Origin of the sequence: Cytobacillus oceanisediminis 2691, from assembly GCF_007678455.1 — a bacterium.
GTDB classification, from domain to species: domain Bacteria; phylum Bacillota; class Bacilli; order Bacillales; family Cytobacillaceae; genus Mesobacillus; species Mesobacillus oceanisediminis_A.
In genome coordinates, this window is the sequence record NZ_VEEP01000002.1 from 129736 (window position 1) to 151211 (window position 21476).

Below are 21476 nucleotides of genomic sequence, written 5' to 3' on the forward strand. Positions count from 1 at the left end.
TCTTACACTTTTATGGCAAAGCAACTGAAAAAAATCATTGGAAATTTCCAGTTCGCCAATAAAGTTGTGAACATCGCCAATAAAATGTTTTTTTCGCCAAAATACTTGTTGAAATCGCCAATAAACCTAAATTTTCGCCAATAAAATTGTGAACTCCGCCAATAAAACAAAATTCACTCAAAAAAAGAACCAAAGCACAGCAGCTTTGGTTCTTTTAAGAGCAATTTATTATTGTACACCTGGAAACCAGCCTGGTGTATTGACGATTGCCTGCCATAATGGATCCGGTACGACGAGGCGTGACTGCGCACCTGTATCAAGCTTCGTTTCAATTTCATTTTCACGGCCGGTTTCGACCTTCTCTACCCAATCCGGATCAATGATCAGTTCACGGCCAAGCGCGAGCAGCGGTACTCCTGTTTCGAATGCCTTAATCACATCCTCAGCACTGTATAGTGATCCCACACCAATGACAGGTACTTTATTACCGACTCGTTCGTGAATGATTTCCATCCGTGAACGGTCATCATCCACACCTCTCCTCGGTTTGGACCAGAAATCATTCAATGATACGTGCAGGTAATCGAGATTTTTTGCTGCGAGTGCATCGATCAACTCAAGGGTGTCTGCCATTGTGATACCAGGCTCCTCCGGCTCTTCCGGCGAGAATCTGTATCCGACGATGAACGGTTCCCTGGCATGCTCAGCTGTTACTTTTTTCACCTCATCAATAACCGCCAGCGGAAAGGCCATCCTTTTTTCCAGTGAGCCACCCCATTGATCTTCACGCCTGTTCGAATGGGGAGAGAAGAATTGCTGGATCAAATACCCATTGGCTCCATGGATTTCGACTCCATCAAAGCCTGCCTCGATTGCCCGGCGGGTGGTCTCTCCGAAGGCAGAAATGATCTTCTCAACTTCTTCTCCTGTCAACTCACGCGGTGCTTTCGCGCTGTTCCGCTCTGACTGAACGGCACTTGCGCTGACGATATCTCCATCCGGCACCAGTTCTGGCGGACATTCGCGGCCACCATGGAAAATTTGCAGAACCGCTTTTGCGCCTTCCGCCTTTATGGCTGAAGCCAGCTTGCGCAGACTTGGAATCATCTCATCTGTATCTGCGCCAAACTCACCTTTGAAGCCTTTCCCATCCCTGGTCACGTATGTACATGCCGTCACGACCATGCTGACTCCTTTTGAGCGTCGGGCATAATACTTTACCTCTGCGTCTGTCACGGTTCCATCCTCATTGGATGAGAAATTTGTCATCGGCGCCATGACAAGTCTATTCTTCAAGCTGACTCCATTTGGAAATGAAAACGAATCGAATAACGGTTTATAATTTTCATCCATGTATTATGTACCTCCTTTTTCGATATACGAAAGATTTTACCTAATATGCTAATTGCTAAACATCCTAGTTATTATTTGTATCTTCCCGAAAAAAAACAGCGGAAAATTACTTTTCCGCTGTCATCTATTACCTGCTTGTTTTTTCGATTGCTGCCTTGATGGCCGCCGCCTGCTGGTCCATATCGCCCATTCCCTGAAAATGAAGATACATGATTCTCGGTTTCTCAAAGAGCATATGGTTGTGCAAAGCTGAGATTTCAAGCTTGCCATTTGTCAATTCATCGAGAACCGGGTTTACTTCATCCTGGAGCAAAGCAAGTTCTCCCATCACGGCTGTTTGCCCATCAACATTTTCAAAACTGAAATGGAAGGCAAGTTCCATCATTTCCATAGACAATTTTTTATCCATAAACGTCGCTTTTTTAATATTTTTACGGATGATTTCCACCTTGCAAACGCCATCTACTGTTTCAACGTCTGTATTGAAAACTTTTTTCAGCTTTTCACAATCTGCACTTCCCTGGGCTTGTGCTGCAGCGGGTAAAAATAATGAAAAAACCAACACGGCTGCCATCGTCATTCTATTCACTTCAGGCACTCCTTTTTTCATTAGCATCCCTGTTTAAAGCTTCGTTATTCCTGGCCTTTTATAAAAAGACACACTGCCGCAACAGAAATTCTTGCTGTTCCATTTGAAAAAGCCTGCTTCCATCCTAAAGCGCTATACCCAATACAGTTGAAAGTTCTTGTTTCTTCTCATTCAAATAAAGTTGGTCCAATCCCTTGAGTTCGTCTTTATTGAATTTTTCCATATTGTAAATATAAAGCTCCCAGATGCTTTTCTTCAATGAATCATCAGCTGATCTTCCGATTAACAGATAAGCTTCGATCAGAGCTATTAGAATTGAAAAATCCTCGCTGCCATAATGGATGATTTGATAAAAGGATAAATATAAGATGTCCATCGTCCTTTTTTGTTTGCCAATGATTCTTGGCTGCATCTCTTCGTCATAATAGGCGATATAACGGCCATTCGAACGAATCCGGCAAAGATGGGACAACGCCATTCCCAGATACGAGATACAGACTCTTGCTGTATTAGGGTCATTGACCGCAGGTGATATAGCCCTTAATGCCACCTCGACAATTTTCTGCAGGGCGAATTCCGGGTCCTGAATCGATGAACGTTCCTTCCCAAGCTTCAAGTACTGATTCAGCACTCCATTTATATCCTCATCCAGTTCACCACTATGATGGACCCGGAACGCAATACTGTCATCGGTAAGAAAATCCCCATTCAAAAAATTTGCCTCAACCCCGATCTTATGCTGGGATGCATATTTCAAAAGCCCGTTATAGTCTGTCAGCTGTACATAGCCATATCCCCTGCACTTTACATCCCTGACGCATTCATAGGTGAAATTCGCATCTTTCCTGTCATCAATCACGTTCGTAAACTTGCTTTCTAAAATCTCTTCCTGCCTTTTGATGACCTTCATACTTCCCTCGGTGATTTCACGGATCAGTGTACTTACCTGGATGGACGTAGCCACATTATGAATGAAATAGGCGAAAACACCAAGGCAGATAAATGCGATTACCACTCCAATCGATGCGGAAATTACTTCACTTTCATACCAGTTTTCACTCATGAAGAGCAAAGATAGGACCGAGTACACAAATCCTCCCATGAAGATTCCAAGTACCCGCATTGTCAACGGATCCTCAACGAAATTATTCAGCGTTCGCGGAGAAAATTGTGATGAGTATGTAGTCAATACAACCATGATTGTTGAAAACGTAATCGTCGTCATCGTTAAAAGTGCCCCGGAAAGCGTACCCAAAATCGTTTGGGCAAGGTCGACACTAGTAAGCATGAATGATGGAACAACTTCCTGAGACAGTCCGTTGTGGTCAACATAGATCACAATCAATGCGAGCAGAAATGCGAGCACACTATAAATGACTGGTCTCAGCCACATACTTTCCCTTATCCTTAAAGCCATTTTTCTCAACAAACTCTCCAACTCCTTAGCTGCCGACTTCTTCCTTACTTATTTAGACCAATTAAGTCGTGTTTAATCAATTACCTTTACAGTTAGGTAGTAACATATTTAAAATGCCAGGGCTAGACAAGGCTTGAAATTAAACACACAGTGGCATATTCTTAATTGTATACTTCAAATATTTAAGGGTGGGATTAACCTGCGTATCAATAAATTCATCAGCGAATCAGGAAAAACGTCAAGACGCGGCGCTGACCGCCTCATTGAGGAAGGACGCGTGACAATCAACGGCAAGGTTGCAAAAATCGGCAGCCAGGTTGAGCCTGGCGATGTCATCAAGCTCAATGGCGAAGAAATCAGGATGTCGCAGAACTATGTTTATATTGCCTTGAATAAACCAGTCGGCATCACAAGTACGACGGAAAAACAAGTAAAGGGGAATATCATCGATCTTGTCAATCATCCGCTAAGGATTTTTAACATCGGGCGGCTTGATAAGGATTCAGAAGGCCTGATCCTGCTCACGAACGACGGAGATATCGTCAATGAAATTCTCAGGGCTGAGAACAAGCATGAGAAAGAGTATATCGTATCCGTGGACAAGCCAATCACTCCCGAATTTATCAAGGCGATGTCTGAAGGCGTCAGGATTCTTGGGACGAAAACATTGCCTGCAAAGGTCGTCCAGCTTTCGAAATACGAATTCAATATCATCCTTACACAAGGATTGAACAGGCAGATTCGCCGCATGTGTGAAACTCTTGGCTACGAAGTCCTCAGACTCCAGCGCATCCGGATCATGAATATCCATCTCGGCAGCCTGCAGATCGGGCAATGGCGCGACTTGACCAAAAAGGAGAAACAGCAGCTTTTCAGCGATTTGAATTACGAACCAAAGCAATGGTAAAAGGATGAGCTCATATCGCTCATCCTATTTTTTATCGGCTGTTATTAAATAGATGCTGTACCTGCCTTGTCTTCTTCCCTCAGAAGCTTGAGGAACATTTTTTCACGGTAAAGGTAAAAGACCACTGCAAACAGGCTGAATCCACACACGGCCAGCAGCAGCCATACGGGCAATTTTTCTAGCAGGAACCCAAACAGGATAAATCCTGCAGGAGTCATCGCGCTTGAACCAGTTTCCAGAAGGGCCATGACCCTCCCGCGGTACTCGTCTGGTGTGTTCTTTTGCAGAAGGACGCTTACTGGCGTATTGATGAACATAATCGACGCGGACAGGACAAGGACCATGCTTACAAGATATCCGAAGATCAATGGATTTGACAGTCCCACGAAGCCCGGAACTGCCGGAAGACCAATCAGTATCAATACAGCTGATAAAATAAGCATGCCTCCTATGATGGAGAATTCCTTTTTTCTGATTTCTTTTCGTCCCGACAGGATGAGCGCCATGATCATCATCCCGACTGAAAATGCACCTTCAATGAAGCCAAGTTGGACCGATGACATTCCTCTGACTGTTAAAACCAAATACGGCATGGCCACCGGAAAGATGGCGAACCAAAAATTCAGCCAAACACTCAGGATCACCAGGTGGAGCAGAAACGGCTGGGCTTTAATATAAGAAATCCCCTGTTTCAGGTCTTCTGCCATGCGGGTTGTTTTTTTATCCTGTGTTTTCTTTGAAAATAGATTGTATTCTATGAGGATGCTAGCGAAAGCTGCGATGAGATAGGTAAGTATATTCAATGCCATGAAGAGGTGAATTTGGATGATGCCAAAGAATACTCCGCCAAGGACCGGTCCCAAAATAGCAGAAAGGGAAATGGCTGCCTGGTTCAGAGACATTGCTTTCTGCAGGTGGTCAGGTCCCACCATGTTGTAGATCGAAGAAGTAACGGCTATGGAATAAAAGGTGCTGATGATGCTCAATCCAGTGGTTGCCACATATAAAATCCAAATTTCCTGACTGAAAAACAGGAAGGACATCAATATGATGGCAAGCCAGAAAGAACTCGCAAAGTTCGAGAAAATGATGATTTTCTTTCGGTCCATGCGGTCGCTTAATGTACCCGCAACCGGGGCGAGCAGGATTCGCGGCAGCATGCTGAGCACGAGCGTGACAGCAAAATTGAGGCTGGAACCTGTTTCAGCAAGGATATACAATCCAATGGCAAAAGCATAGATTGATGATCCAAGCACAGAGGTCACCTTCCCGATCAGAAATAGCACAAGATTTTTCTTGATTGCACCTTCCAATTAATTCTCCTCCTCAAGCGTCCTTTTTAAAGAGATATTGATTTCATACGAAATTTTATTCTGCTCACTTTTCTTTGCTGATTTTTTCACGTATTTTAAAAATAATTGATCGATATCAGCCTGAAGCTCCTTCATGTCTTCCTCCGTTAAAGAGATATATGTCCCTTGTCTTACAACCTTTTCAGTTTCCGGCTGGCCTTGATCGTCGTTCAGGTTGAAATGGGTTGCTTTTGACCGGTAGTATTTCTCTATGATCCCTCTGTTTTCTTTCGTCTCTTCCAGTTCTAAAATGCCGCCATTGTATAGCTGCTGGATATGGTAATGTATACTGCCTGCAGTTTTACCAAGTTCATCGGCAACCTGCTTTGCCGTCATTGCCTTCGTCGCAAGCAAATAAATGATTTTAACTCGTAACGGACTCGAGATTAATTTTTGCTGTTCTAAATTCACATCCATCGTTTTCTTAATATAATCCATTCGATTCACCTTCCATAATATTCATATGTTCTAACTTTATTTTACGTTCTAAAATTTTAGAATGCAATAAATAATTAGAATGATGCGTACTGGCGTGGATTCCTTATGTGTGTTGTAATAACTTATATCAACGTTTTATAAGTTAGGAGCTATTTATAGTCATGAATACGACAAACCCGGTAAGCCAGGACGAACTGAAGATTATTTTGCTCGCTGCAAACGAAATTATTATGTACGGAGGGAAAGGCCTGCTGGGCAAGATCCTCGCAGGATCAAAAGATAGAAGGATCTATACAGCAGACCTCCATCTCTCGACTTTTTACGGAGCCTTTGCAGACATAAAACAAAAGCAGATCATGGAAAAGGTAGAATGGGTGATGTCAAACGGCTACCTTTCAGCTGATGAAAAGCTCTCCCTTCTTATTTACACAGACAAAGGCTGGGGCCTTATTAAGGATGAACTTACGGAAGTTCTTTATACGGATCTTGCCCTCGCTGCTGAGTACGGAAAATATGAGTATGTTCAGGTCATCCTCAATCAGGATCCAGAACTGAAGATGGACCTACTCGATCTCATTTTGGAGAGAAAGGACAAGGAATTGATCGAAATTCTGATTGAATGGCTGGAGCTGGAGACCTATAAACCGGTACCTGAAAGAATCCAGGAGGTGATCCAGGGACTGGTTAAAGGAGATGCCAGCAGTCCACAGCCAACAAACGGGACACTCTCTTTTTCAGCCAATAAAAAATGGCTGGCTATCCCTCAGGAAAGCCGGCAGATGCTTGTCAGGAATGTTTTTTGCGGAAATTGCCGGGGTCCTGTTCAAATCGAGAAATATGTGATCAAGGATTTCAACAATACAGTTATACTCGAAGGAAAATGCAAAAACTGCGGCAATGATGTGGCAAGAGTTATTGATTGAATCAAGGCACCTGGCTTAATTGCCAGGTTTTTTTTACACAAATATAGTTTGTATACAAATTATATTTACACAAAATATTTATCGTGCTAAAATGATATAAGGTAATTGAGGAGGTCACGCTCATGAACATGACTTTGGATAAAGCAATCGGCTCAGCTTCGGTTCGGTTAAGCAAGAAGCTGACACGAATCATCAATCATCATCTGAAGGCTTACCATATTACGACTGAACAGTGGAGTGTCCTGCGCACACTGAATGAGTCTGATAAGATTTCACAAAAAGAATTATCGATCAGGTCAGACAAGGACCAGGCAACCCTGACGAAAATCCTTGATCTCCTTGTAAAACAGGAAAATGTTGAAAGGGTCCCTAATCCCCAGGACCGGCGTTCGTTTCTGGTGGAAATCACTCCAAAGGGCACAAAGCTTGTGGAGGAAGTGACTCCTTATATTGAGGAAATCTACGTGAAAATCACCCATGGTATTGATGCAGCCAATCTTGATATTTTCAAGGAAGTTTTATCCGAACTGGAAGACAATATTGCGGGACTTCTGGAGGAAAACAATCAGAAAGAAGGAATATGATGAACACTACATCCAAGTTGTGGACAGCACAGTTTATGGCCATTCTTTTGATGGCTTTTTTATTTTTTATATGCCTGCAGCTTTTGACTGCGGGCTTCCCTGCTTTCATTACCGACATTAAAAACAATCCGGCGCAGGGTGGTTTGATGACAACGGTATTCATGGTCGCCGCCATCGTCACCCGTTTTTTTGTCGCTTCCTTGATGCAGAAGATGGATTATAAGAAGTTGAGCCTTATTTCCCTCGGGCTGACAGCCGTTACTGTTGCCCTGAGCTTCGGCCAGGATTCAGTCGCATTATTGCTTCTTTTAAGAGTTTTCCATGGAGTTGGTTTTGGGATCATTACGACGATCTTTTCGACTATGGCAACCAATATCATCCCTGCCCACCGGCTCGGTGAAGGAATCGGCTATTACGGGATGGCAACAAGTGTAGGGACAAGCCTTGGGCCTATGTTGGCACTTGCCCTTCTCCAGGTATTTTCTTTTAATATGCTGATTGCGATTTCAGTCGGATTGACACTGCTGATCATGTTCTTGAATATCTTTGTAAAAAGCCCTCGAAAACCTGTACCAGCTAAGCCACAGAAAATCAATTTCCGTGAGCATGCCTTTGACAAAGACGCCTTTACGCCGGCGATCCTGACAGCTTTCTTCTCGATTACGCTTGGCGGAGTCGTAAGCTTCCTGCGGGAATTAGGAAAAGAGGCTAACCTCGGGGCAACCATCTCCCTGTTCTTCCTTGTCCTGACGATTGTGATGGTTATCATCAGGCCGGTATCAGGAAGAATGTACGATAAATACGGGCATAAATTCATCATCTTCCCTGCAGTCGCTTCAGGGATCATCGGATTGACACTTTTAGCGGTCACTCAAAATACTTTTACCTTTTTAGTCGCGGCCGTTTTTTACGGTACTGCATACGGGACGGTAGCACCTACACTTCAGGCAATTGCGGTAAGCGCAGTAACAAAGGAGAAACAGGGCACCGCAAATGCGATGTACTTTTCCTCGATGGATCTGGGAATGGCTCTCGGGTCGGCCGGGCTTGGCCTGCTTGCTTCCTACACGAGCTACCACTTCATATACGGATTCTCGGTTATCTTTCTCGTTGGGCTCATGCTTGCCTATACCTTGATTTTCGTTAAGAAAAAGAAACCTAAGGAACAATTTGTTGAAACGACAGAAGAAATTGGAATCTAAAAACACGGTGGATCCTTTCCACCGTGTTTTTGTCTACCTGATTTCCTTTTTGCGGGCTTTGGGCAATCACTTTATTCATGCTGTTTATTCCCTATCCCCATTCCTGACCTCATGCCTGCGGATATAAATCCACATGGAGATATAGGTCAAAAAGAGTAAAAGGAGAAATACCGGTACAGACAATACATTCTGGATCAACAAACTCATCCACCTCTTTTACTTTAGGCTGTCCAGCGGGAACGGAAATAATAAGTAGAAGATCACGGCAATTGGTATGGAAAGAATCCATGCGATTACTGGTTTTCGGTAATGAACCCATATGAAAACAAATAAAATCAGGTTGAGCCAAATATTATGCCAGCTGTTCCAGCCATTGTCGTACACGAACATCCCTTTATGGGCGAATAATGCTTCTATAATGGAGTAAAAGACCACCCAGGTTCCCAAATAGATGAACTGGTTTCTTCTTGTTGACGGAAATCTCTGAAGATAGATCATCAATCCGACCGGACAGATGAAAAACGTGAAAGCCATATTGATAATCGAATGGTTCAGCCACTCAGCGGTGATTCCGCGGAAAGCCCATAAAGTGTGATTATAATAAAGTGTATTGTAGAGCAGATTGATCATCATGAAAAAAAGAATGGTCGAATACTGCTTCTTCCATTGGGACCAATCAATAAATTTATAAGCGAAAAAAATCCAGACTGCTATGACCAATAATAGATACATATTGCTTCTCTCCCCGTGAATCCTGATTTTATCAGTTATTTCCGGTGGAGAATTTTTTTATACTAAAAAAGACCTGCGTCCAAAAGGAGCAAGGTCATGCGATTGGATATTCAATTAGTAAATAAAAACTTAAACAGTCTTTTCTGCTTCTGGTATTCTTTTTGCGCTTCTTCAATCGTGATTTCTTTGAAGCGGATTTTTGTCCTCGGCAATGACTGGGCGAGAAGCGGAATATCAACAGAAATAACAGTGGCAATCCGGGCATAGCCCCCGGTCGTCTGCCGTTCTGATAGAAGGATAATTGGCTGTCCGTTAGACGGCACCTGTATGCCTCCGAGCGGGATGGCATCGGAAATAATATCGGAGCCGGCCATTGTCTCCAGCCTCGCCCCCTCAAGCCGGTATCCCATCCTATTGGATTGGCTTGAAATTGTATACTCGCTGTCTAAAAATTGATTCAGGGTTTTTTGAGGAAATTTATCAAGATGGGGCCCAAGAATCACTCGTATTTCCAGTTGTTTTCGATATGAAGGAATTAAATCTTTATGTAAAAACCGATTTCGCCTGACAAATGGAGTTCCATATAATAGATCTCCTGCTTCCAGGGCGCGGCCTTGAAATCCGCCGAGCCGGCCATTGATAAAAGTTGACTTGCTGCCCAGCACGAGCGGTACATCTATTCCTCCAGCTACACCAATATATGCCCTCGCACCGCTCTTCACATTTCCAAATGTCAACGTTTCTCCTTTTTTAAGAACGAAATTTTTCCACATCGGTACTTCTTTGTTTTCCACCTTAGGCTGCAAGTCACCGCCACAAATGGCGATCGACACATCACCCAGAGCTTCAAGACCGGGACCGAGCATCGTTGCCTCCAGCCCTGCCTCACCTGGCGGGTTCCCGACAAGCAAATTGGCCATTCTTAAAGAGTAAGTGTCCATCGCTCCTGATGGACTGATGCCATATTGTTGATAACCTGTCCTTCCCAGGTCCTGGACTGTTGTCTGCAAACCTGGTTTGATTATTTTAAAAAGAGGTACTGTCATTTTGCATCCCAGCTCCTGCCGACTTCGATGCCTTCGGATAACAATGTTTCTCTCAATTTCACTGCAAAGTCAAGGGCCTGCGGCTCGTCTCCATGGATGCAGATGGTGTCGGCCTGGATGTCAATGTCTGAACCATCAACTGCCGCGACTTTACCTTCCTTCACCATTCGAATGACCCTTTCCATCACCAGCCTAGCGTCATCAATCATGGCATTAGCCTGCGAACGCGGTGTCAACTTCCCATCAGGCTGATATGTACGGTCCGCAAACACCTCTTGGGCCACCTGCAGTCCTGTCTCCTTGCCCGCCTTAACAAGGAAGCTCCCGGCAAGACCGAATAATACCAAATTGGAATCAACATCTGCCACAGCACGGGCAATCGCTTCGGCAGCTGCAAGATCCTTTGCAGCCAGATTGTAAAGGGCTCCATGCGGTTTCACATGGACGATGCTTGTATCGCAAGCCTTTGCAGCGGCTGTGAGCGCGCCAATTTGATAGATGGTCAGATTGTATATTTCCCTGGCGCTCATCTTGATTTCTCTTCGGCCGAACCCATGCAGGTCCGGAAAGCCAGGATGGGCACCGATTTTCACTCCGTGTGCTTTTGCCATTTTTACCGTATCCATCATGACATTATGGTCTCCTGCATGGTAGCCGCAGGCGATGTTCGCCGAAGTGATATGCTTCAGCACTTCGCTGTCATTGCCAATTTTAAATACACCGTAGCTTTCCCCTAAGTCACAATTAAGGTCAACCGATACCACTTTCCTCACCTCTTTTCATACGTCTTGACCCGGTAGCCGTCACCCATTCTTTTTATACTTATAAATTGCTCCACATTAATTGGCACAAATTTTATGTAATGTCCTGAACTCAACAAGAACGGCTCTTTCTTTTTCGGCGAAAATAAATTAACAGGTGTTGTGCCGATAATCCTCCAACCGGAAGGAACGTTTGCAGGGTAAATCCCCGTCTGGTTCCCGCCAATTCCGACAGCTCCCGGTTTCACACTTTGCCTCGGCTTTTCCAGTCTCGGGACAGCCAGGTTTTCCGGAAGCCCTCCAAGATAAGGGAACCCAGGCATGAACCCCATCATATAGATGAGATATTCTCTATTAGCATGAAGATCGATGACTTCCTGCTCCCCTAAACCATGATACTCTGCGACATATCCTAAATCCTCACCATATTCTCCCCCGTAAAAGACCGGTATTTCATAGACCAGCTGCTTGTTTTGCCGGGATGTTCCCGGAATATGATTGAGGGTTTTAAGTTGATTGATTAGAGTCTCGTAGGGAATGACATCGGGTTCATAATAAATCGTTAATGTCGTGTAGGCAGGAACGCATTCAATAATGCCCTTGACCCTCGCCTGTTCCAGCTTGTTTAAAAAAACAGTTATCTCTTTGTTTATCTTTTCATCTATTGTATCTCCAAAAGAAATACGGACCGCCGAGTCACCCAGCGGCGAGATCTCAAAACGCATCTTTTCCTCCTTAAAATTCATGATTTGTTATGATGAAGCACATGTATCGATAATCACCTTCAATGCCTGAGTCATCACTTCCTGGGGCAAGGAGGGCAAAGAAGGATTGCGGGCAGACATTTCTGTCGATGCAGGAAAATGGATAAAACCTGCCTTGATAGCCAGGTTATTTTTACGGATATGGTTCAAAACCGCATACAATGTGTTATTGCAGATGAATGTACCCGCACTGTTTGAAATTGACGCCGGGATATGCAGCTCCTTCAGGTTCTTTTCGATTAAACGGTTAGGCAATGTAGAGAATAAGCCATCCGGCCCTTGCTCATCAATCGCCTCGTCCGTTGGGATATTGCCTCTATTATCCGGATAAGGATCTCCTGAACCGGTATCCTTAATATTGATTCCAATCCGCTCAGGAGTTATTGCCGTCCTGCCTGCAGCCAGTCCGCAGGAAATTACTACATCCGGCTGGATTTCTTCAATTTTATTGATCAGTTCTTCCGCACACTCGTCATAATTGACCGGCAGCAAAATCGTTTCGATTTCCACATTCCCTATCGAAAACTTCTCAGCTTCCGAAAGTAATTTTTCAGTAGGATTGATATTCATCTTTCCAAAAGGCTCAAAGCCCGAGATTAAAATTTTCATGAATGGTCACTACCTTCTTTAGGAATTTTCGATTTTAACAAACACTTTTATATTATTCTACCAGAATATTAAGACTTTAACGGAATCTTAAATATTTATATAAGTGTAGGCTACAATAAATTCACAGTATTTTACAAAAATATATGATAACATTAAAATATTAAGTAAGCGCTTTCTTTATTATATTAAGGAGGATAATGTATGGATAATTTCATTGAACAAATTAAGACTCTATCTAATCGGGTAACAAAATTACAAACCACTGTAGTAACTGAAGAAGCTACTAAAACTTCAATTATCATGCCCTTTTTTCAAATATTAGGGTACGATATCTTTAATCCAGAAGAATTTACGCCTGAGTTCGTTGCGGACGTAGGAATAAAAAAAGGGGAAAAAGTGGATTATGCCATCATGAATGAAGGCAAGCCTGTAATTTTAATAGAAGCCAAGTCGATAAATGAAAAACTCCAAAAACACGATTCTCAATTATTTAGGTATTTCGGTACTACTTCTGCAAAATTTGCTATTTTAACAAATGGAATTATTTATAGATTCTATACAGATTTAGAAGAACAGAATAAAATGGACACTTCCCCATTTTTCGAATTCAATATTTTGGATTTAAAAGATAGTGCACTTATAGAATTAGCTAAATTTAAGAAAAACAGCTTTGACCTAGAAAATATTTTTACAACAGCTTCTGAATTAAAATATCTCAATAAACTTAAAGGTTACTTAAACGACCAAGTAGAAACTCCAACTGAAGAATTTGTTAAATTTATGATCAGTCAAATTTATGAGGGGGTTAAAACCAAAAATACTCTTGAGAAATTTGAACCAATCATTAAAAAGGCATTTAAACAATTTATAAATGAACTTGTTAACGACAAGCTGAATGCAGCATTAAAAACGACTAATTCAGAAGTGGATGCTCAAAAGGAAGCATCAGCGACCTCTGAAACGATAAAAATTAAGGATGAGCCCCAAGTAGCCACTACTGAAGAAGAAATTGAAGGTTTTGCTATTGTAAAGATACTAATTAAAGATACAATAGCTGAAGAAAGGATATCATATAGAGATAATCTGAGCTATTTTAATATTTTACTGGATAACAGTATAAGAAAATGGGTATGTAGGCTGGGATTTAATTCTGCTAACAAATATATTCAATTCAATGATGATGAAAGAACTACTGTTAATATTGATAAAGTTTCTGACATCACAAAATATAAGGATAAGCTTATAGAAATATCAAGCAAATATAATTAAAGCGAACAGCCAATATTCACATTTAAAGTGAATATTGGCTGTTGCACATCTCCTATTCCTATAAAAGATATGTTTAATCCTTCTGCAAATAACGATTGTAAACAAACCTGAGAAAATGTTCCTAAAAATTTTCATAATTCCATTACTCTCTTTAAACAGTCTTGAAATAGGGTCTTAATACTTCTCCGTTAATCTGACATTGTTACATAAAACATGCTGAGGAGATGGAGAAATGAAGAAAACATTAATCGGAACCGGATTTGCCTTAACCCTCATGCTGAGTCCTTTTCAACAGGCCTTTGCTGCGGAACCTACCACAGGAGAGCTCAGACAGTTTGATACTGTCGCCCACCGCGGGGCTGCAGGTTATGCCCCCGAGAATACAATCGCTGCATTTGACAAAGGGCTTGAAATGAAAGCAGATTACATCGAACTTGATGTCCAGCGCAGTAAGGATGGGGAATTGGTCGTGATCCACGACACCACTGTTGATCGGACAACAGATGGTTCTGGGAAAGTTGGTCAACTAACTTTAGAAGAGCTGCGCAGCCTTGATGCAGGAAGCTTCAAAGGCGAGCAATTCGCCGGTGAAAAAATCCCTACCTTTGAAGAAGTGCTTGACCGCTATCATGGGAAAATCGGTATTTTGATAGAGTTGAAGTCACCTGAGCTATATCCGGAAATCGAAGAGGCTGTAGCACAGGAATTGAAGGAAAGAAATTTGGACAAGCCGCAGAATGACAAAATCATTGTCCAATCCTTCAACTTTGAATCAATGAAAAAGATGGACGCACTGCTTCCAAAAGTTCCGATTGGTGTCTTAACCTCTTCAAAACTTCATGCAACTGACGCTGCCCTTGAGGAATTCGCAACTTACGCTGATTTCTTCAATCCAAGCTATGGCCTGGTTTCTAAAGAGCTTGTCGAAAAGGTGCATAGTCTCGGGATGGAAATTCAATCCTGGACGGTACGAAGCCCTGAAGCGGCACAGTTCCTGATTGATATGAAGGTAGATGGCATTATTACTGATTATCCAGATTATATAGATCCGCGAAACTAACCTAAAAAACCTGTCCTACATGGATGGGTTTTTTGTTTTTCTTTAAATTTTTAATTTTTAACTTAAAATATTTAATTATTTTTTAAATAAATATTTACATTTTTAATTTCAATACATAAAATATACTTAAATACCGATGGAAGGAGGCAGTCATGGCATATCCTGTCTTAACAAATTGTCCGGTTTGCAGCCAAACTCTTAAAATTACCAAGCTGCAATGCAATCATTGTGATACGACGATTGAAAATGAATTCGAACTTTCGAAGCTTGCTTCTTTAACAAAGGAACAGCTTCAGTTCATCGAGATCTTCCTTGTATCCCGCGGAAATATTAAAGAAGTGGAAAAAGAACTTGGAATCTCTTATCCGACTGTCCGGGGAAAGCTTAACGATATTATCACTGCCCTTGGACATGACACGCAAAAGAAAAATGAGCTGGATGAAAAGAAAATTGTAGCAATGCTGGAGAAGGGTGAAATTTCACCTGAGGATGCAATCAAACTTTTAAAAGGTGAATAGGGGGAATTTTTGATGAGTGAAGAAATTTCAAAAATTTTAACGATGGTCCAAGATGGAAAAATTGATTCAGAAAAAGGTGCCCAGCTGATTGCCGTACTAAAGGAGAAGGAAACTTCTGTCTTACCTCAGAAACAAAGTAAATACTTAGACAAAACGCTAAAAATCCGTATTGTGTCCAAGGAGAATGACAATGTGAACGTCAATGTACCGATCAAGTTGGTAAAGGCGCTTCTCAAAACCGGGTACAGCATCGCTGCGGGAATCCCTCAATCCCAGCAATACGTGAAAGACCTTGACATCAATATGCTGATCGATGCCATTGAAAATGAACTGGATGGGAACATCGTCGACATCCAATCGGCAAATGGCGATACAGTTAAAGTCGTCATTGAGTAAAACATATGATGAAAATCAAAATCAAAACAGATAAAATCGCATTTTCCCTCCCTGTCCCGTACACAATCTTAAAAGCTGCCAGTTCGATTCTTGCATCTAAAAGATTCCAAAGCCAGATGCATAAATGGGCAAATCAGGATCTTCAACATAACCAAGTTCCCGCCGTACTATTCACTACTTTACTAAACAGACAGCTGATGAATGAACTTATCCGCGAACTGGGCAAGCATAAAGGAACTTTGCTAGTTGATGCAAGGTTGCATGATGGCACTGAGGTCATGGTAAAATTATAAAAAAGAAAGAAACCCAGGCTTCTTTTTTCCCAAGGCAGGGTTTCTATTATTATCAAAACAGCTTTTCAAAACAAACATATAGTTCATGCCCCTCCGGCTTGCCTTCCATCTTGACGGTACCAGTCTGCTTATAGTTTCTTTTATCATAAAATCCGATTGCCCCCTTGTTACCGGAGTACGTATCCAGCCGGAGTGCAGCATATCCATGGTCTCTGGCAAAATCCTCGGCAAATTGGAGCATCCTGCTTCCAAATCCTCCGCCCTGTGCGGCAGGGTCGATACAAAACGAATGTATAACAAGAGGCTTCCCATCTGTATCTGTCCAGTCGGCGTTCTCCCATTCAGGAGCCTGCCACTCGTCGAGCACCATCACTCCAATGGTGGCCTCCCCTTTTTTCATAACGAACAGCTCTTCCCCCTCCATCGCATTCTCAAAATACTCATGGTTTGGGTATTTCTCATCCCATTGCAAAATGCCTCTTGATTCAAGATATTCCTTGCAATCGGCAAACATTTCGCCAATTACATGCAAATCTTCTTCTGTAGCGGTTTCGATCTGTTCTTCTTCCATCTCACTGCTCCTTTTGACTTCTATTCGCTGTCTGGTGTTACGTTAAAGAAGTTGGCACTCTTGTCATTTTTCTTTGCTTCATTTTTCTTTTTTTCCATTTTCCCGTCTGATTCATAGCTTTGTTTGAACTGAACTTCCTTTTTGGTCATGGCGGTACCTCCTAGTTTGATACTAGAACAGCACGATTTGCTGTCCATTCCTAACATAGTTTCTCAGAAGCTAGTTTGTGCCTTTTTTTACCGCTAGATGCATAAAAGCACCGGTTTTTCAATAAACCGGTGCTTTCAGTTCAGTATGCGAAGTTGTGATTGCCAATCTGTTTTGTGACTGTTCTTGTAAAAATCCATTGATCTGTGGCCAAGCTTGGATTGTAGTAATATACAGAGCCATAGGAAGGGTCCCAGCCAAGCAATGCGTCCTTTACGGCATGGTAAGCTATGTAATTCGGCTGAAGCTGATACTGTCCATCATACACTGCGGTAAACGCATTCCTCTGGAAGATGACGTCATAAACTGTATTCGGGAAATCCTTCGATTCCACCCTGTTTAAAATGACTGCTGCAACTGCTACCTGCCCCTGGTAGCTCTCTCCTCTTGACTCACCGTTCACGACATGTGCCATCATATCAATATCATTGATCAATTGGGTTGTCCGCGGTCCCATCCCTCCGGTTGCTTCCAGCCCAAAATCCCTCTGAAACGCCTTGACTGCTTCAGTAGTAATGGGACCAAAATAACCGGTTGTTTGGTCATTAAAATATCCTAGCTTCTTTAAAACGGATTGAACATATGTAACCTCTGATCCTGCCGATCCCATTTTGATTCCAGCAGCCTTTGTTTCAGGCTGTCCGAAAACCAGGACCGCTAAAATGACTGCTGCCGCTGCCAAGCTCTTTATGTACTTCTTCAAATTCTCCACTCCCGTTCTGTATTATAGGCAATATGCCTGCCGATGCAGTTTCCCACTCACCTCCCCATTTTCTATTCCTTATAAAAGTTCCCTATTTCCGGAATGGAAAACTCGTCCAAAAGAATGGAAAACATTAAATGAGGTGGTATAAATTTCTTATTTCCGTATCTTTTTGGTCCAGTCAATCGTTTAAAAGCATATATAAAAATATTTAGCTTTACGAAGTTTTACAAATACCCGATAATTGGGTATATAAAAATTCCTGAGAAACCGAGAGGCACAAAGTATATGTGGAGAAATAAGAATGTTTGGATTTTATTGACTGGTGAGTTTATTGCCGGATTAGGGCTGTGGCTTGGCATTATTGGAAATCTTGAGTTTATGCAGGAAAGGATTCCTTCTGACTTTTTAAAATCGCTGCTGCTGGCAGCCGGTTTGCTTGCAGGCATTGCTGTAGGTCCCCTGGCCGGAAGGTTTACGGATCAATACAGCAAAAAGACAGTCATGCTGATTTCAGGGTTCGTTCGGGTGATCAGCGTCGCTTTCATGCTGATAGCCATTCAAACTGGATCAGTATGGTGGATGCTCGTCTTCCTTGTATTGCTGCAAGTATCCGCTGCATTTTACTTTCCTGCACTCCAGGCGGCGATTCCCCTTGTTGTCGATGAAAAGGACTTACTTCAGTTGAACGGTGTCCATATGAATGTTTCTACATTATCACGCATCATCGGGACTGCAGCGGCTGGAATCCTGCTGGTGGCCATTCCATTGAATGCCGTTTATCTCCTGTCGATGGCTGCCTATCTTGTCCTGTTTGGTCTCACATGGTTTTTACAATTCGAAGAAAAGAAGACAATCATTGCTGCTACAGGTAACCATAAACAGGGATTCAAGGATGTCTTCCCTGTTATCTTAAAATTGCCGATCGTCATGATGACCTTGATCCTTACCTTGATTCCGCTCATATTTCTCGGAGGCTTCAACCTGGTCGTCATCAATATTAGTGAACTTCAGGAGAGCTCGGCAATCAAAGGCTGGATCTATACGGCAGAAGGTCTCGCCTTCATGACCGGAGCATTTCTGATCAAACGGATCAGCCACAAGTTCTCACCTTATAAAATCCTGTTTTCCAGCTCGATGCTGATAGGCTTATCCCAGTTGATGCTGTATTTTGCTTATCAGCCAGTACTGACGATCGTCGCCTTCCTGATGTTTGGTTTTTCCGTTGGCTGCTTCTTCCCGACTGCAGCGACGATCTTCCAGACAAGGGTACCGAAAGATTTCCATGGCCGCTTCTTCTCGTTCCGGAACATGATGGACCGGGTCTTCTTCCAGGTCGTCCTGCTCTTAACAGGATTCCTGCTTGACGCAGTCGGGCTTCAAAAAATGAGCGTGATTTTTGGCATATTAGCCATATTCATGACGGCAGCCTTCTTCATAAGGTCACGTAATTTAAGAGCCGTCGCCGATCATGAACAGAGTATACGCTAGTCAACTTTTATCCAAAGCTGCCTGCAGAAGTCAGGCAGCTTCCTTTTCATTTTGGATTCTTTTAATATATTAGGAAGTTTTAATTTGTCATTTTTATTATGATGGACAATTTTCTCTTCCAAAACCGCATTTCTGTCCATCAGCGGGGTTATGATGGACAATTTTCTCTTCCAAAACCGCATTTCTGTCCGTCATCGGGGTTATGACGGACAATTTTCTCTTTCAAAATCGCATTTCTGTCCGTCATCGAGGGTATGACGGACAATTTTCTCTTTCAGAACCGTGTTTCTGTCCGTCATCGAGCCTATGACGGACAATTTTCACCTCTGACCTCGCTTTTCTGTCCATCATCGGGATGATGATGGACAATTCCCACTTCCAATCTCGTATTTCTGTCCGTCATGACCACAATAAAAAAACAGGCATCAACCGTGCGAGGTTGATGCCTGTTTATGAACTATTATGCCTTCACGAATTTGATAAAAGCTGATCCACGAGCTTAATCGCTTTTCGCAATCTTTTTTCATAGCTCCCTCTGATTGTCTCATAAGCTACCCCACGCTCATCCAGCATCTTTTTCAAAGCTTCGTTATTGGCTTCCCTGACAGCTTGTTCACCGAAGCTTCTGGTTCCATCATCAACCCACTCAACATCAGGTTCGAGGAACAGCCATAAATCATAGTTTTGGATGCTGGCAAGCGTGTCCAATACAGGCTGATGCTCGTTTACATACAGCAGGGAAAAATATTGGGTGACCACGGCTTCTGTATCAATAAATAATACTTTATTCGCACTTTCCAGCTGCTGCTTTTCATGGTATTTATGTTCAATGGCGATTTCGGGAAAATCTGCTGGCTGGGTAATTGTTTCGCAATCTCCAAGTCTTTCGTAGTACGTACGGCCTGTTTCCTCAACAAACGCTGTATTGTACAGGGCAGCAAGATTCCGGACAAGTGTGGATTTTCCACAGCTCTCTGTTCCGACAATGACTACCTTTTTTACAAAGAAAGTCCTGACCGGCTGAGGAAGCAACTCCCAGTGCTTCAGGGCCCCATCCTGTCTGATCGCTGTCGCCGAAACCGGATACTTCTCGCGGGCGGCATCAATCACAATATGCTCTGCTTTTGGATATAGAACATCAAAGTATTCGCTATAACGAGGTTCGGAACTGAAAACAACATCAATTTCTTTTCCAATCGCTTGCTTGATTGCATCCGCTCCTTTTTCCCAATCAGAAAATTGTCCTGTCTGTATTTCTTCAATGGCATGGACATGGACATGCGCCAGGTCCTTCGTCAACTGCTTCCACCATCTGATACGTTGTCTAAAAGGAATATAAGGAATTCTGGCATCCTTAAAAAGGACATTTTTCTCATACTCAGTATCATAGGAAACAATGACATGAAGTTCATCAACCATTGTACTTGCTTTAATCATTGCGTAGACGTGCCCAAGATGTACTGGGACAAATTTGCCCCCATACATCCCTACTTTGCCAATCATCATGCTGCAGCCCTCAAATTCTGATCCTTAGACATTTTCGTCCAGTTAATATAACCATAGATAGAGTTCACCAGGAATGCGGACCACATGACGAGCATTGAAATGTCATTGCCCCCTGTTGATACTAATGCCCCAATCCAGAGGATGATGGACAGGACATTGACGGAAATCCACAGGGCCCACTGCTCAGCAAAACGCTTCAGCATCAAAATTTGTGCGGAGACCGACAGTATATTTGTGGCCGAGTCGATCCAGACGCTCTTGCCTCCAAGGTATTTCAGGAAGAAGCCATAAGCGACTATTGAAACTGCGATGACGGCAATAAGCTTGATCCATCCCTCCTTTGTAAGGCGTTGGACAGGGATATCCTCCCCTTTGACGCTCTCAATGTCTTTGATTTGATTCTTTTTCCACATATAGATTCCAATAAACTGTACCGGGAAATAGAACAGGCCGTTCAGCATTGCCTCTCCATATAGGCCATATGTATAGGAAATATAAGCATATGTAGAAGTCTGGATAATACCGAAATAATAGTTTGTTATCTTCCCTTTCGCCACAAGCACAACGCACAGCATCCCCGTAATCGAAGAAATCAGCCCCAGAAGCGAATCCTTCCAGGCGAAAAACAGATAGATGTTGACCGCTGTAAAGATCAACAGCCAGCTTTTTTCAAATGCTGTCCAATCCTTTAATATCTTCATTTCATACACTCCCCACAAGCTTATGTTTTGTTTTTCCACTTTTAATTCAACAAAACTGATACTTTTTCCTTTTTAATGATATAT

At 42.7% G+C, this 21476-nt stretch carries 25 protein-coding genes; 10 read left to right on the forward strand and 15 right to left on the reverse strand.

The features are described from left to right. Positions 1-228: 228 nt before the first annotated feature. From FS736_RS04210 to FS736_RS04220, 3 genes are all read right to left on the reverse strand, one after another. Positions 229-1353: an NADH-dependent flavin oxidoreductase gene (locus FS736_RS04210; RefSeq protein ID WP_144475125.1), complete on the reverse strand. Its 1125-nt coding sequence runs from the start codon at positions 1351-1353 to the stop codon at positions 229-231. A gap of 127 nt (positions 1354-1480) precedes the next feature. Continuing rightward, positions 1481-1933 (reverse strand): DUF1259 domain-containing protein, encoded by a 453-nt coding sequence (locus tag FS736_RS04215; protein WP_260983540.1) that lies wholly within the window; start codon positions 1931-1933, stop codon positions 1481-1483. A gap of 133 nt (positions 1934-2066) precedes the next feature. Beyond that, a complete protein-coding gene (locus FS736_RS04220) occupies positions 2067-3371 on the reverse strand; it encodes a DUF2254 domain-containing protein (RefSeq protein WP_144475127.1) in 1305 nt (434 codons plus the stop codon). Positions 3372-3552: 181 nt separating this feature from the next. Here FS736_RS04220 and rluF point away from each other — a divergent pair, with 181 nt between their 5' ends. Beyond that, positions 3553-4266 (forward strand): 23S rRNA pseudouridine(2604) synthase RluF, encoded by a 714-nt coding sequence (rluF, locus tag FS736_RS04225; RefSeq protein WP_251544012.1) that lies wholly within the window; start codon positions 3553-3555, stop codon positions 4264-4266. A gap of 44 nt (positions 4267-4310) precedes the next feature. Here rluF and FS736_RS04230 read toward each other — a convergent pair whose 3' ends face one another. Both FS736_RS04230 and FS736_RS04235 read right to left on the reverse strand, forming a co-directional pair. After that, positions 4311-5579 (reverse strand): MFS transporter, encoded by a 1269-nt coding sequence (locus tag FS736_RS04230; protein ID WP_144475128.1) that lies wholly within the window; start codon positions 5577-5579, stop codon positions 4311-4313. Next, the gene (locus FS736_RS04235; protein WP_251543914.1) at positions 5580-6056 is read right to left on the reverse strand and encodes an ArsR/SmtB family transcription factor; all 477 of its coding nucleotides are present in this window, start codon (positions 6054-6056) and stop codon (positions 5580-5582) included. Positions 6057-6217: 161 nt separating this feature from the next. Here FS736_RS04235 and FS736_RS04240 point away from each other — a divergent pair, with 161 nt between their 5' ends. The 3 genes from FS736_RS04240 (at position 6218) to FS736_RS04250 (ending at position 8765) form a co-directional block, all read left to right on the forward strand. Further along, positions 6218-6979, forward strand: coding sequence for an RQC-minor-1 family DNA-binding protein (locus FS736_RS04240; RefSeq protein ID WP_144475129.1), 762 nt, complete (start codon positions 6218-6220; stop codon positions 6977-6979). Positions 6980-7101: 122 nt separating this feature from the next. Continuing rightward, the gene (locus FS736_RS04245) at positions 7102-7563 is read left to right on the forward strand and encodes a MarR family winged helix-turn-helix transcriptional regulator (protein WP_251543916.1); all 462 of its coding nucleotides are present in this window, start codon (positions 7102-7104) and stop codon (positions 7561-7563) included. Continuing rightward, positions 7560-8765, forward strand: coding sequence for an MFS transporter (locus FS736_RS04250; protein WP_260983517.1), 1206 nt, complete (start codon positions 7560-7562; stop codon positions 8763-8765). Before FS736_RS04245 ends, FS736_RS04250 begins: the two co-directional genes overlap by 4 nt. A gap of 216 nt (positions 8766-8981) precedes the next feature. Here the strand turns inward: FS736_RS04250 and FS736_RS04255 are convergent, their stop codons facing one another. The 5 genes from FS736_RS04255 to FS736_RS04275 form a co-directional block, all read right to left on the reverse strand. Next, positions 8982-9497 carry a CBO0543 family protein gene (locus FS736_RS04255; protein ID WP_144475130.1) on the reverse strand — a complete coding sequence of 172 codons (516 nt, stop codon included), beginning with the start codon at positions 9495-9497 and terminating at the stop codon, positions 8982-8984. Between the two features lie 110 nt (positions 9498-9607). After that, the gene (locus FS736_RS04260; RefSeq protein WP_144475131.1) at positions 9608-10543 is read right to left on the reverse strand and encodes a 5-oxoprolinase subunit C family protein; all 936 of its coding nucleotides are present in this window, start codon (positions 10541-10543) and stop codon (positions 9608-9610) included. After that, positions 10540-11307: a LamB/YcsF family protein gene (locus FS736_RS04265; RefSeq protein WP_144475132.1), complete on the reverse strand. Its 768-nt coding sequence runs from the start codon at positions 11305-11307 to the stop codon at positions 10540-10542. The genes FS736_RS04260 and FS736_RS04265 overlap by 4 nt, the downstream gene beginning before the upstream one ends. 5 nt (positions 11308-11312) lie before the next feature. Next, positions 11313-12029 carry a 5-oxoprolinase subunit PxpB gene (gene pxpB, locus FS736_RS04270; protein WP_144475133.1) on the reverse strand — a complete coding sequence of 239 codons (717 nt, stop codon included), beginning with the start codon at positions 12027-12029 and terminating at the stop codon, positions 11313-11315. A 27-nt stretch (positions 12030-12056) separates the two neighbouring features. Next, on the reverse strand, positions 12057-12677 hold the full coding sequence (locus FS736_RS04275) for a pyroglutamyl-peptidase I (protein WP_144475134.1): 621 nt from the start codon (positions 12675-12677) through the stop codon (positions 12057-12059). 201 nt (positions 12678-12878) lie between these two features. Here FS736_RS04275 and FS736_RS04280 point away from each other — a divergent pair, with 201 nt between their 5' ends. From FS736_RS04280 to FS736_RS04300, 5 genes are all read left to right on the forward strand, one after another. Continuing rightward, positions 12879-13946 (forward strand): type I restriction endonuclease, encoded by a 1068-nt coding sequence (locus tag FS736_RS04280; RefSeq protein ID WP_144475135.1) that lies wholly within the window; start codon positions 12879-12881, stop codon positions 13944-13946. A 232-nt stretch (positions 13947-14178) separates the two neighbouring features. Next, complete coding sequence (locus tag FS736_RS04285) at positions 14179-15006, forward strand: glycerophosphodiester phosphodiesterase (protein WP_144475136.1); 828 nt, start codon at positions 14179-14181, stop codon at positions 15004-15006. Positions 15007-15158: 152 nt separating this feature from the next. Next, a complete protein-coding gene (locus FS736_RS04290) occupies positions 15159-15524 on the forward strand; it encodes a DUF2089 domain-containing protein (RefSeq protein WP_144475137.1) in 366 nt (121 codons plus the stop codon). Between the two features lie 12 nt (positions 15525-15536). Then, positions 15537-15920 (forward strand): SHOCT-like domain-containing protein, encoded by a 384-nt coding sequence (locus FS736_RS04295; RefSeq protein ID WP_144475138.1) that lies wholly within the window; start codon positions 15537-15539, stop codon positions 15918-15920. Positions 15921-15925: 5 nt separating this feature from the next. After that, a complete protein-coding gene (locus tag FS736_RS04300) occupies positions 15926-16213 on the forward strand; it encodes a hypothetical protein (protein ID WP_144475139.1) in 288 nt (95 codons plus the stop codon). A 52-nt stretch (positions 16214-16265) separates the two neighbouring features. Here FS736_RS04300 and FS736_RS04305 read toward each other — a convergent pair whose 3' ends face one another. The 3 genes from FS736_RS04305 to FS736_RS04310 all read right to left on the reverse strand — a co-directional run bounded on the left by FS736_RS04305 (position 16266) and on the right by FS736_RS04310 (position 17703). Continuing rightward, positions 16266-16784, reverse strand: coding sequence for a GNAT family N-acetyltransferase (locus FS736_RS04305; RefSeq protein ID WP_144475140.1), 519 nt, complete (start codon positions 16782-16784; stop codon positions 16266-16268). A 20-nt stretch (positions 16785-16804) separates the two neighbouring features. Next, the gene (locus FS736_RS25055) at positions 16805-16933 is read right to left on the reverse strand and encodes a hypothetical protein (RefSeq protein ID WP_260983518.1); all 129 of its coding nucleotides are present in this window, start codon (positions 16931-16933) and stop codon (positions 16805-16807) included. Between the two features lie 140 nt (positions 16934-17073). After that, positions 17074-17703: a cell wall hydrolase gene (locus FS736_RS04310; RefSeq protein ID WP_395883496.1), complete on the reverse strand. Its 630-nt coding sequence runs from the start codon at positions 17701-17703 to the stop codon at positions 17074-17076. Between the two features lie 279 nt (positions 17704-17982). Here FS736_RS04310 and FS736_RS04315 point away from each other — a divergent pair, with 279 nt between their 5' ends. Then, on the forward strand, positions 17983-19185 hold the full coding sequence (locus FS736_RS04315; RefSeq protein ID WP_144475141.1) for an MFS transporter: 1203 nt from the start codon (positions 17983-17985) through the stop codon (positions 19183-19185). A 468-nt stretch (positions 19186-19653) separates the two neighbouring features. On the opposite strand, the gene nadR is transcribed toward FS736_RS04315, so the two are convergent. Together nadR and pnuC are read right to left on the reverse strand one after the other, a co-directional pair. Then, positions 19654-20691 (reverse strand): multifunctional transcriptional regulator/nicotinamide-nucleotide adenylyltransferase/ribosylnicotinamide kinase NadR, encoded by a 1038-nt coding sequence (nadR, locus tag FS736_RS04320; protein ID WP_313959699.1) that lies wholly within the window; start codon positions 20689-20691, stop codon positions 19654-19656. Continuing rightward, positions 20688-21392, reverse strand: coding sequence for a nicotinamide riboside transporter PnuC (gene pnuC, locus FS736_RS04325; protein ID WP_144475142.1), 705 nt, complete (start codon positions 21390-21392; stop codon positions 20688-20690). The genes nadR and pnuC overlap by 4 nt, the downstream gene beginning before the upstream one ends. Positions 21393-21476: the final 84 nt, after the last annotated feature.

Bases quoted from the DNA above. Each gene is read 5' to 3' on its own strand.
- FS736_RS04255 (WP_144475130.1), bottom strand. From the start codon at position 9,497: ATGTATCTATTATTGGTCATAGCAGTCTGGATTTTTTTCGCTTATAAA.
- FS736_RS04295 (WP_144475138.1), top strand. From the start codon at position 15,537: ATGAGTGAAGAAATTTCAAAAATTTTAACGATGGTCCAAGATGGAAAA.
- FS736_RS04275 (WP_144475134.1), bottom strand. From the start codon at position 12,677: ATGAAAATTTTAATCTCGGGCTTTGAGCCTTTTGGAAAGATGAATATC.
- pnuC (WP_144475142.1), bottom strand. From the start codon at position 21,392: ATGAAGATATTAAAGGATTGGACAGCATTTGAAAAAAGCTGGCTGTTG.
- FS736_RS04260 (WP_144475131.1), bottom strand. From the start codon at position 10,543: ATGACAGTACCTCTTTTTAAAATAATCAAACCAGGTTTGCAGACAACA.
- FS736_RS04315 (WP_144475141.1), top strand. From the start codon at position 17,983: ATGTGGAGAAATAAGAATGTTTGGATTTTATTGACTGGTGAGTTTATT.
- FS736_RS04210 (WP_144475125.1), bottom strand. From the start codon at position 1,353: ATGGATGAAAATTATAAACCGTTATTCGATTCGTTTTCATTTCCAAAT.
- FS736_RS04235 (WP_251543914.1), bottom strand. From the start codon at position 6,056: ATGGATTATATTAAGAAAACGATGGATGTGAATTTAGAACAGCAAAAA.
- FS736_RS04290 (WP_144475137.1), top strand. From the start codon at position 15,159: ATGGCATATCCTGTCTTAACAAATTGTCCGGTTTGCAGCCAAACTCTT.
- FS736_RS04305 (WP_144475140.1), bottom strand. From the start codon at position 16,784: ATGGAAGAAGAACAGATCGAAACCGCTACAGAAGAAGATTTGCATGTA.
- FS736_RS25055 (WP_260983518.1), bottom strand. From the start codon at position 16,933: ATGACCAAAAAGGAAGTTCAGTTCAAACAAAGCTATGAATCAGACGGG.
- nadR (WP_313959699.1), bottom strand. From the start codon at position 20,691: ATGATGATTGGCAAAGTAGGGATGTATGGGGGCAAATTTGTCCCAGTA.
- FS736_RS04215 (WP_260983540.1), bottom strand. From the start codon at position 1,933: ATGACGATGGCAGCCGTGTTGGTTTTTTCATTATTTTTACCCGCTGCA.
- FS736_RS04280 (WP_144475135.1), top strand. From the start codon at position 12,879: ATGGATAATTTCATTGAACAAATTAAGACTCTATCTAATCGGGTAACA.
- FS736_RS04250 (WP_260983517.1), top strand. From the start codon at position 7,560: ATGATGAACACTACATCCAAGTTGTGGACAGCACAGTTTATGGCCATT.
- FS736_RS04245 (WP_251543916.1), top strand. From the start codon at position 7,102: ATGAACATGACTTTGGATAAAGCAATCGGCTCAGCTTCGGTTCGGTTA.
- FS736_RS04300 (WP_144475139.1), top strand. From the start codon at position 15,926: ATGATGAAAATCAAAATCAAAACAGATAAAATCGCATTTTCCCTCCCT.
- FS736_RS04285 (WP_144475136.1), top strand. From the start codon at position 14,179: ATGAAGAAAACATTAATCGGAACCGGATTTGCCTTAACCCTCATGCTG.
- FS736_RS04240 (WP_144475129.1), top strand. From the start codon at position 6,218: ATGAATACGACAAACCCGGTAAGCCAGGACGAACTGAAGATTATTTTG.
- pxpB (WP_144475133.1), bottom strand. From the start codon at position 12,029: ATGCGTTTTGAGATCTCGCCGCTGGGTGACTCGGCGGTCCGTATTTCT.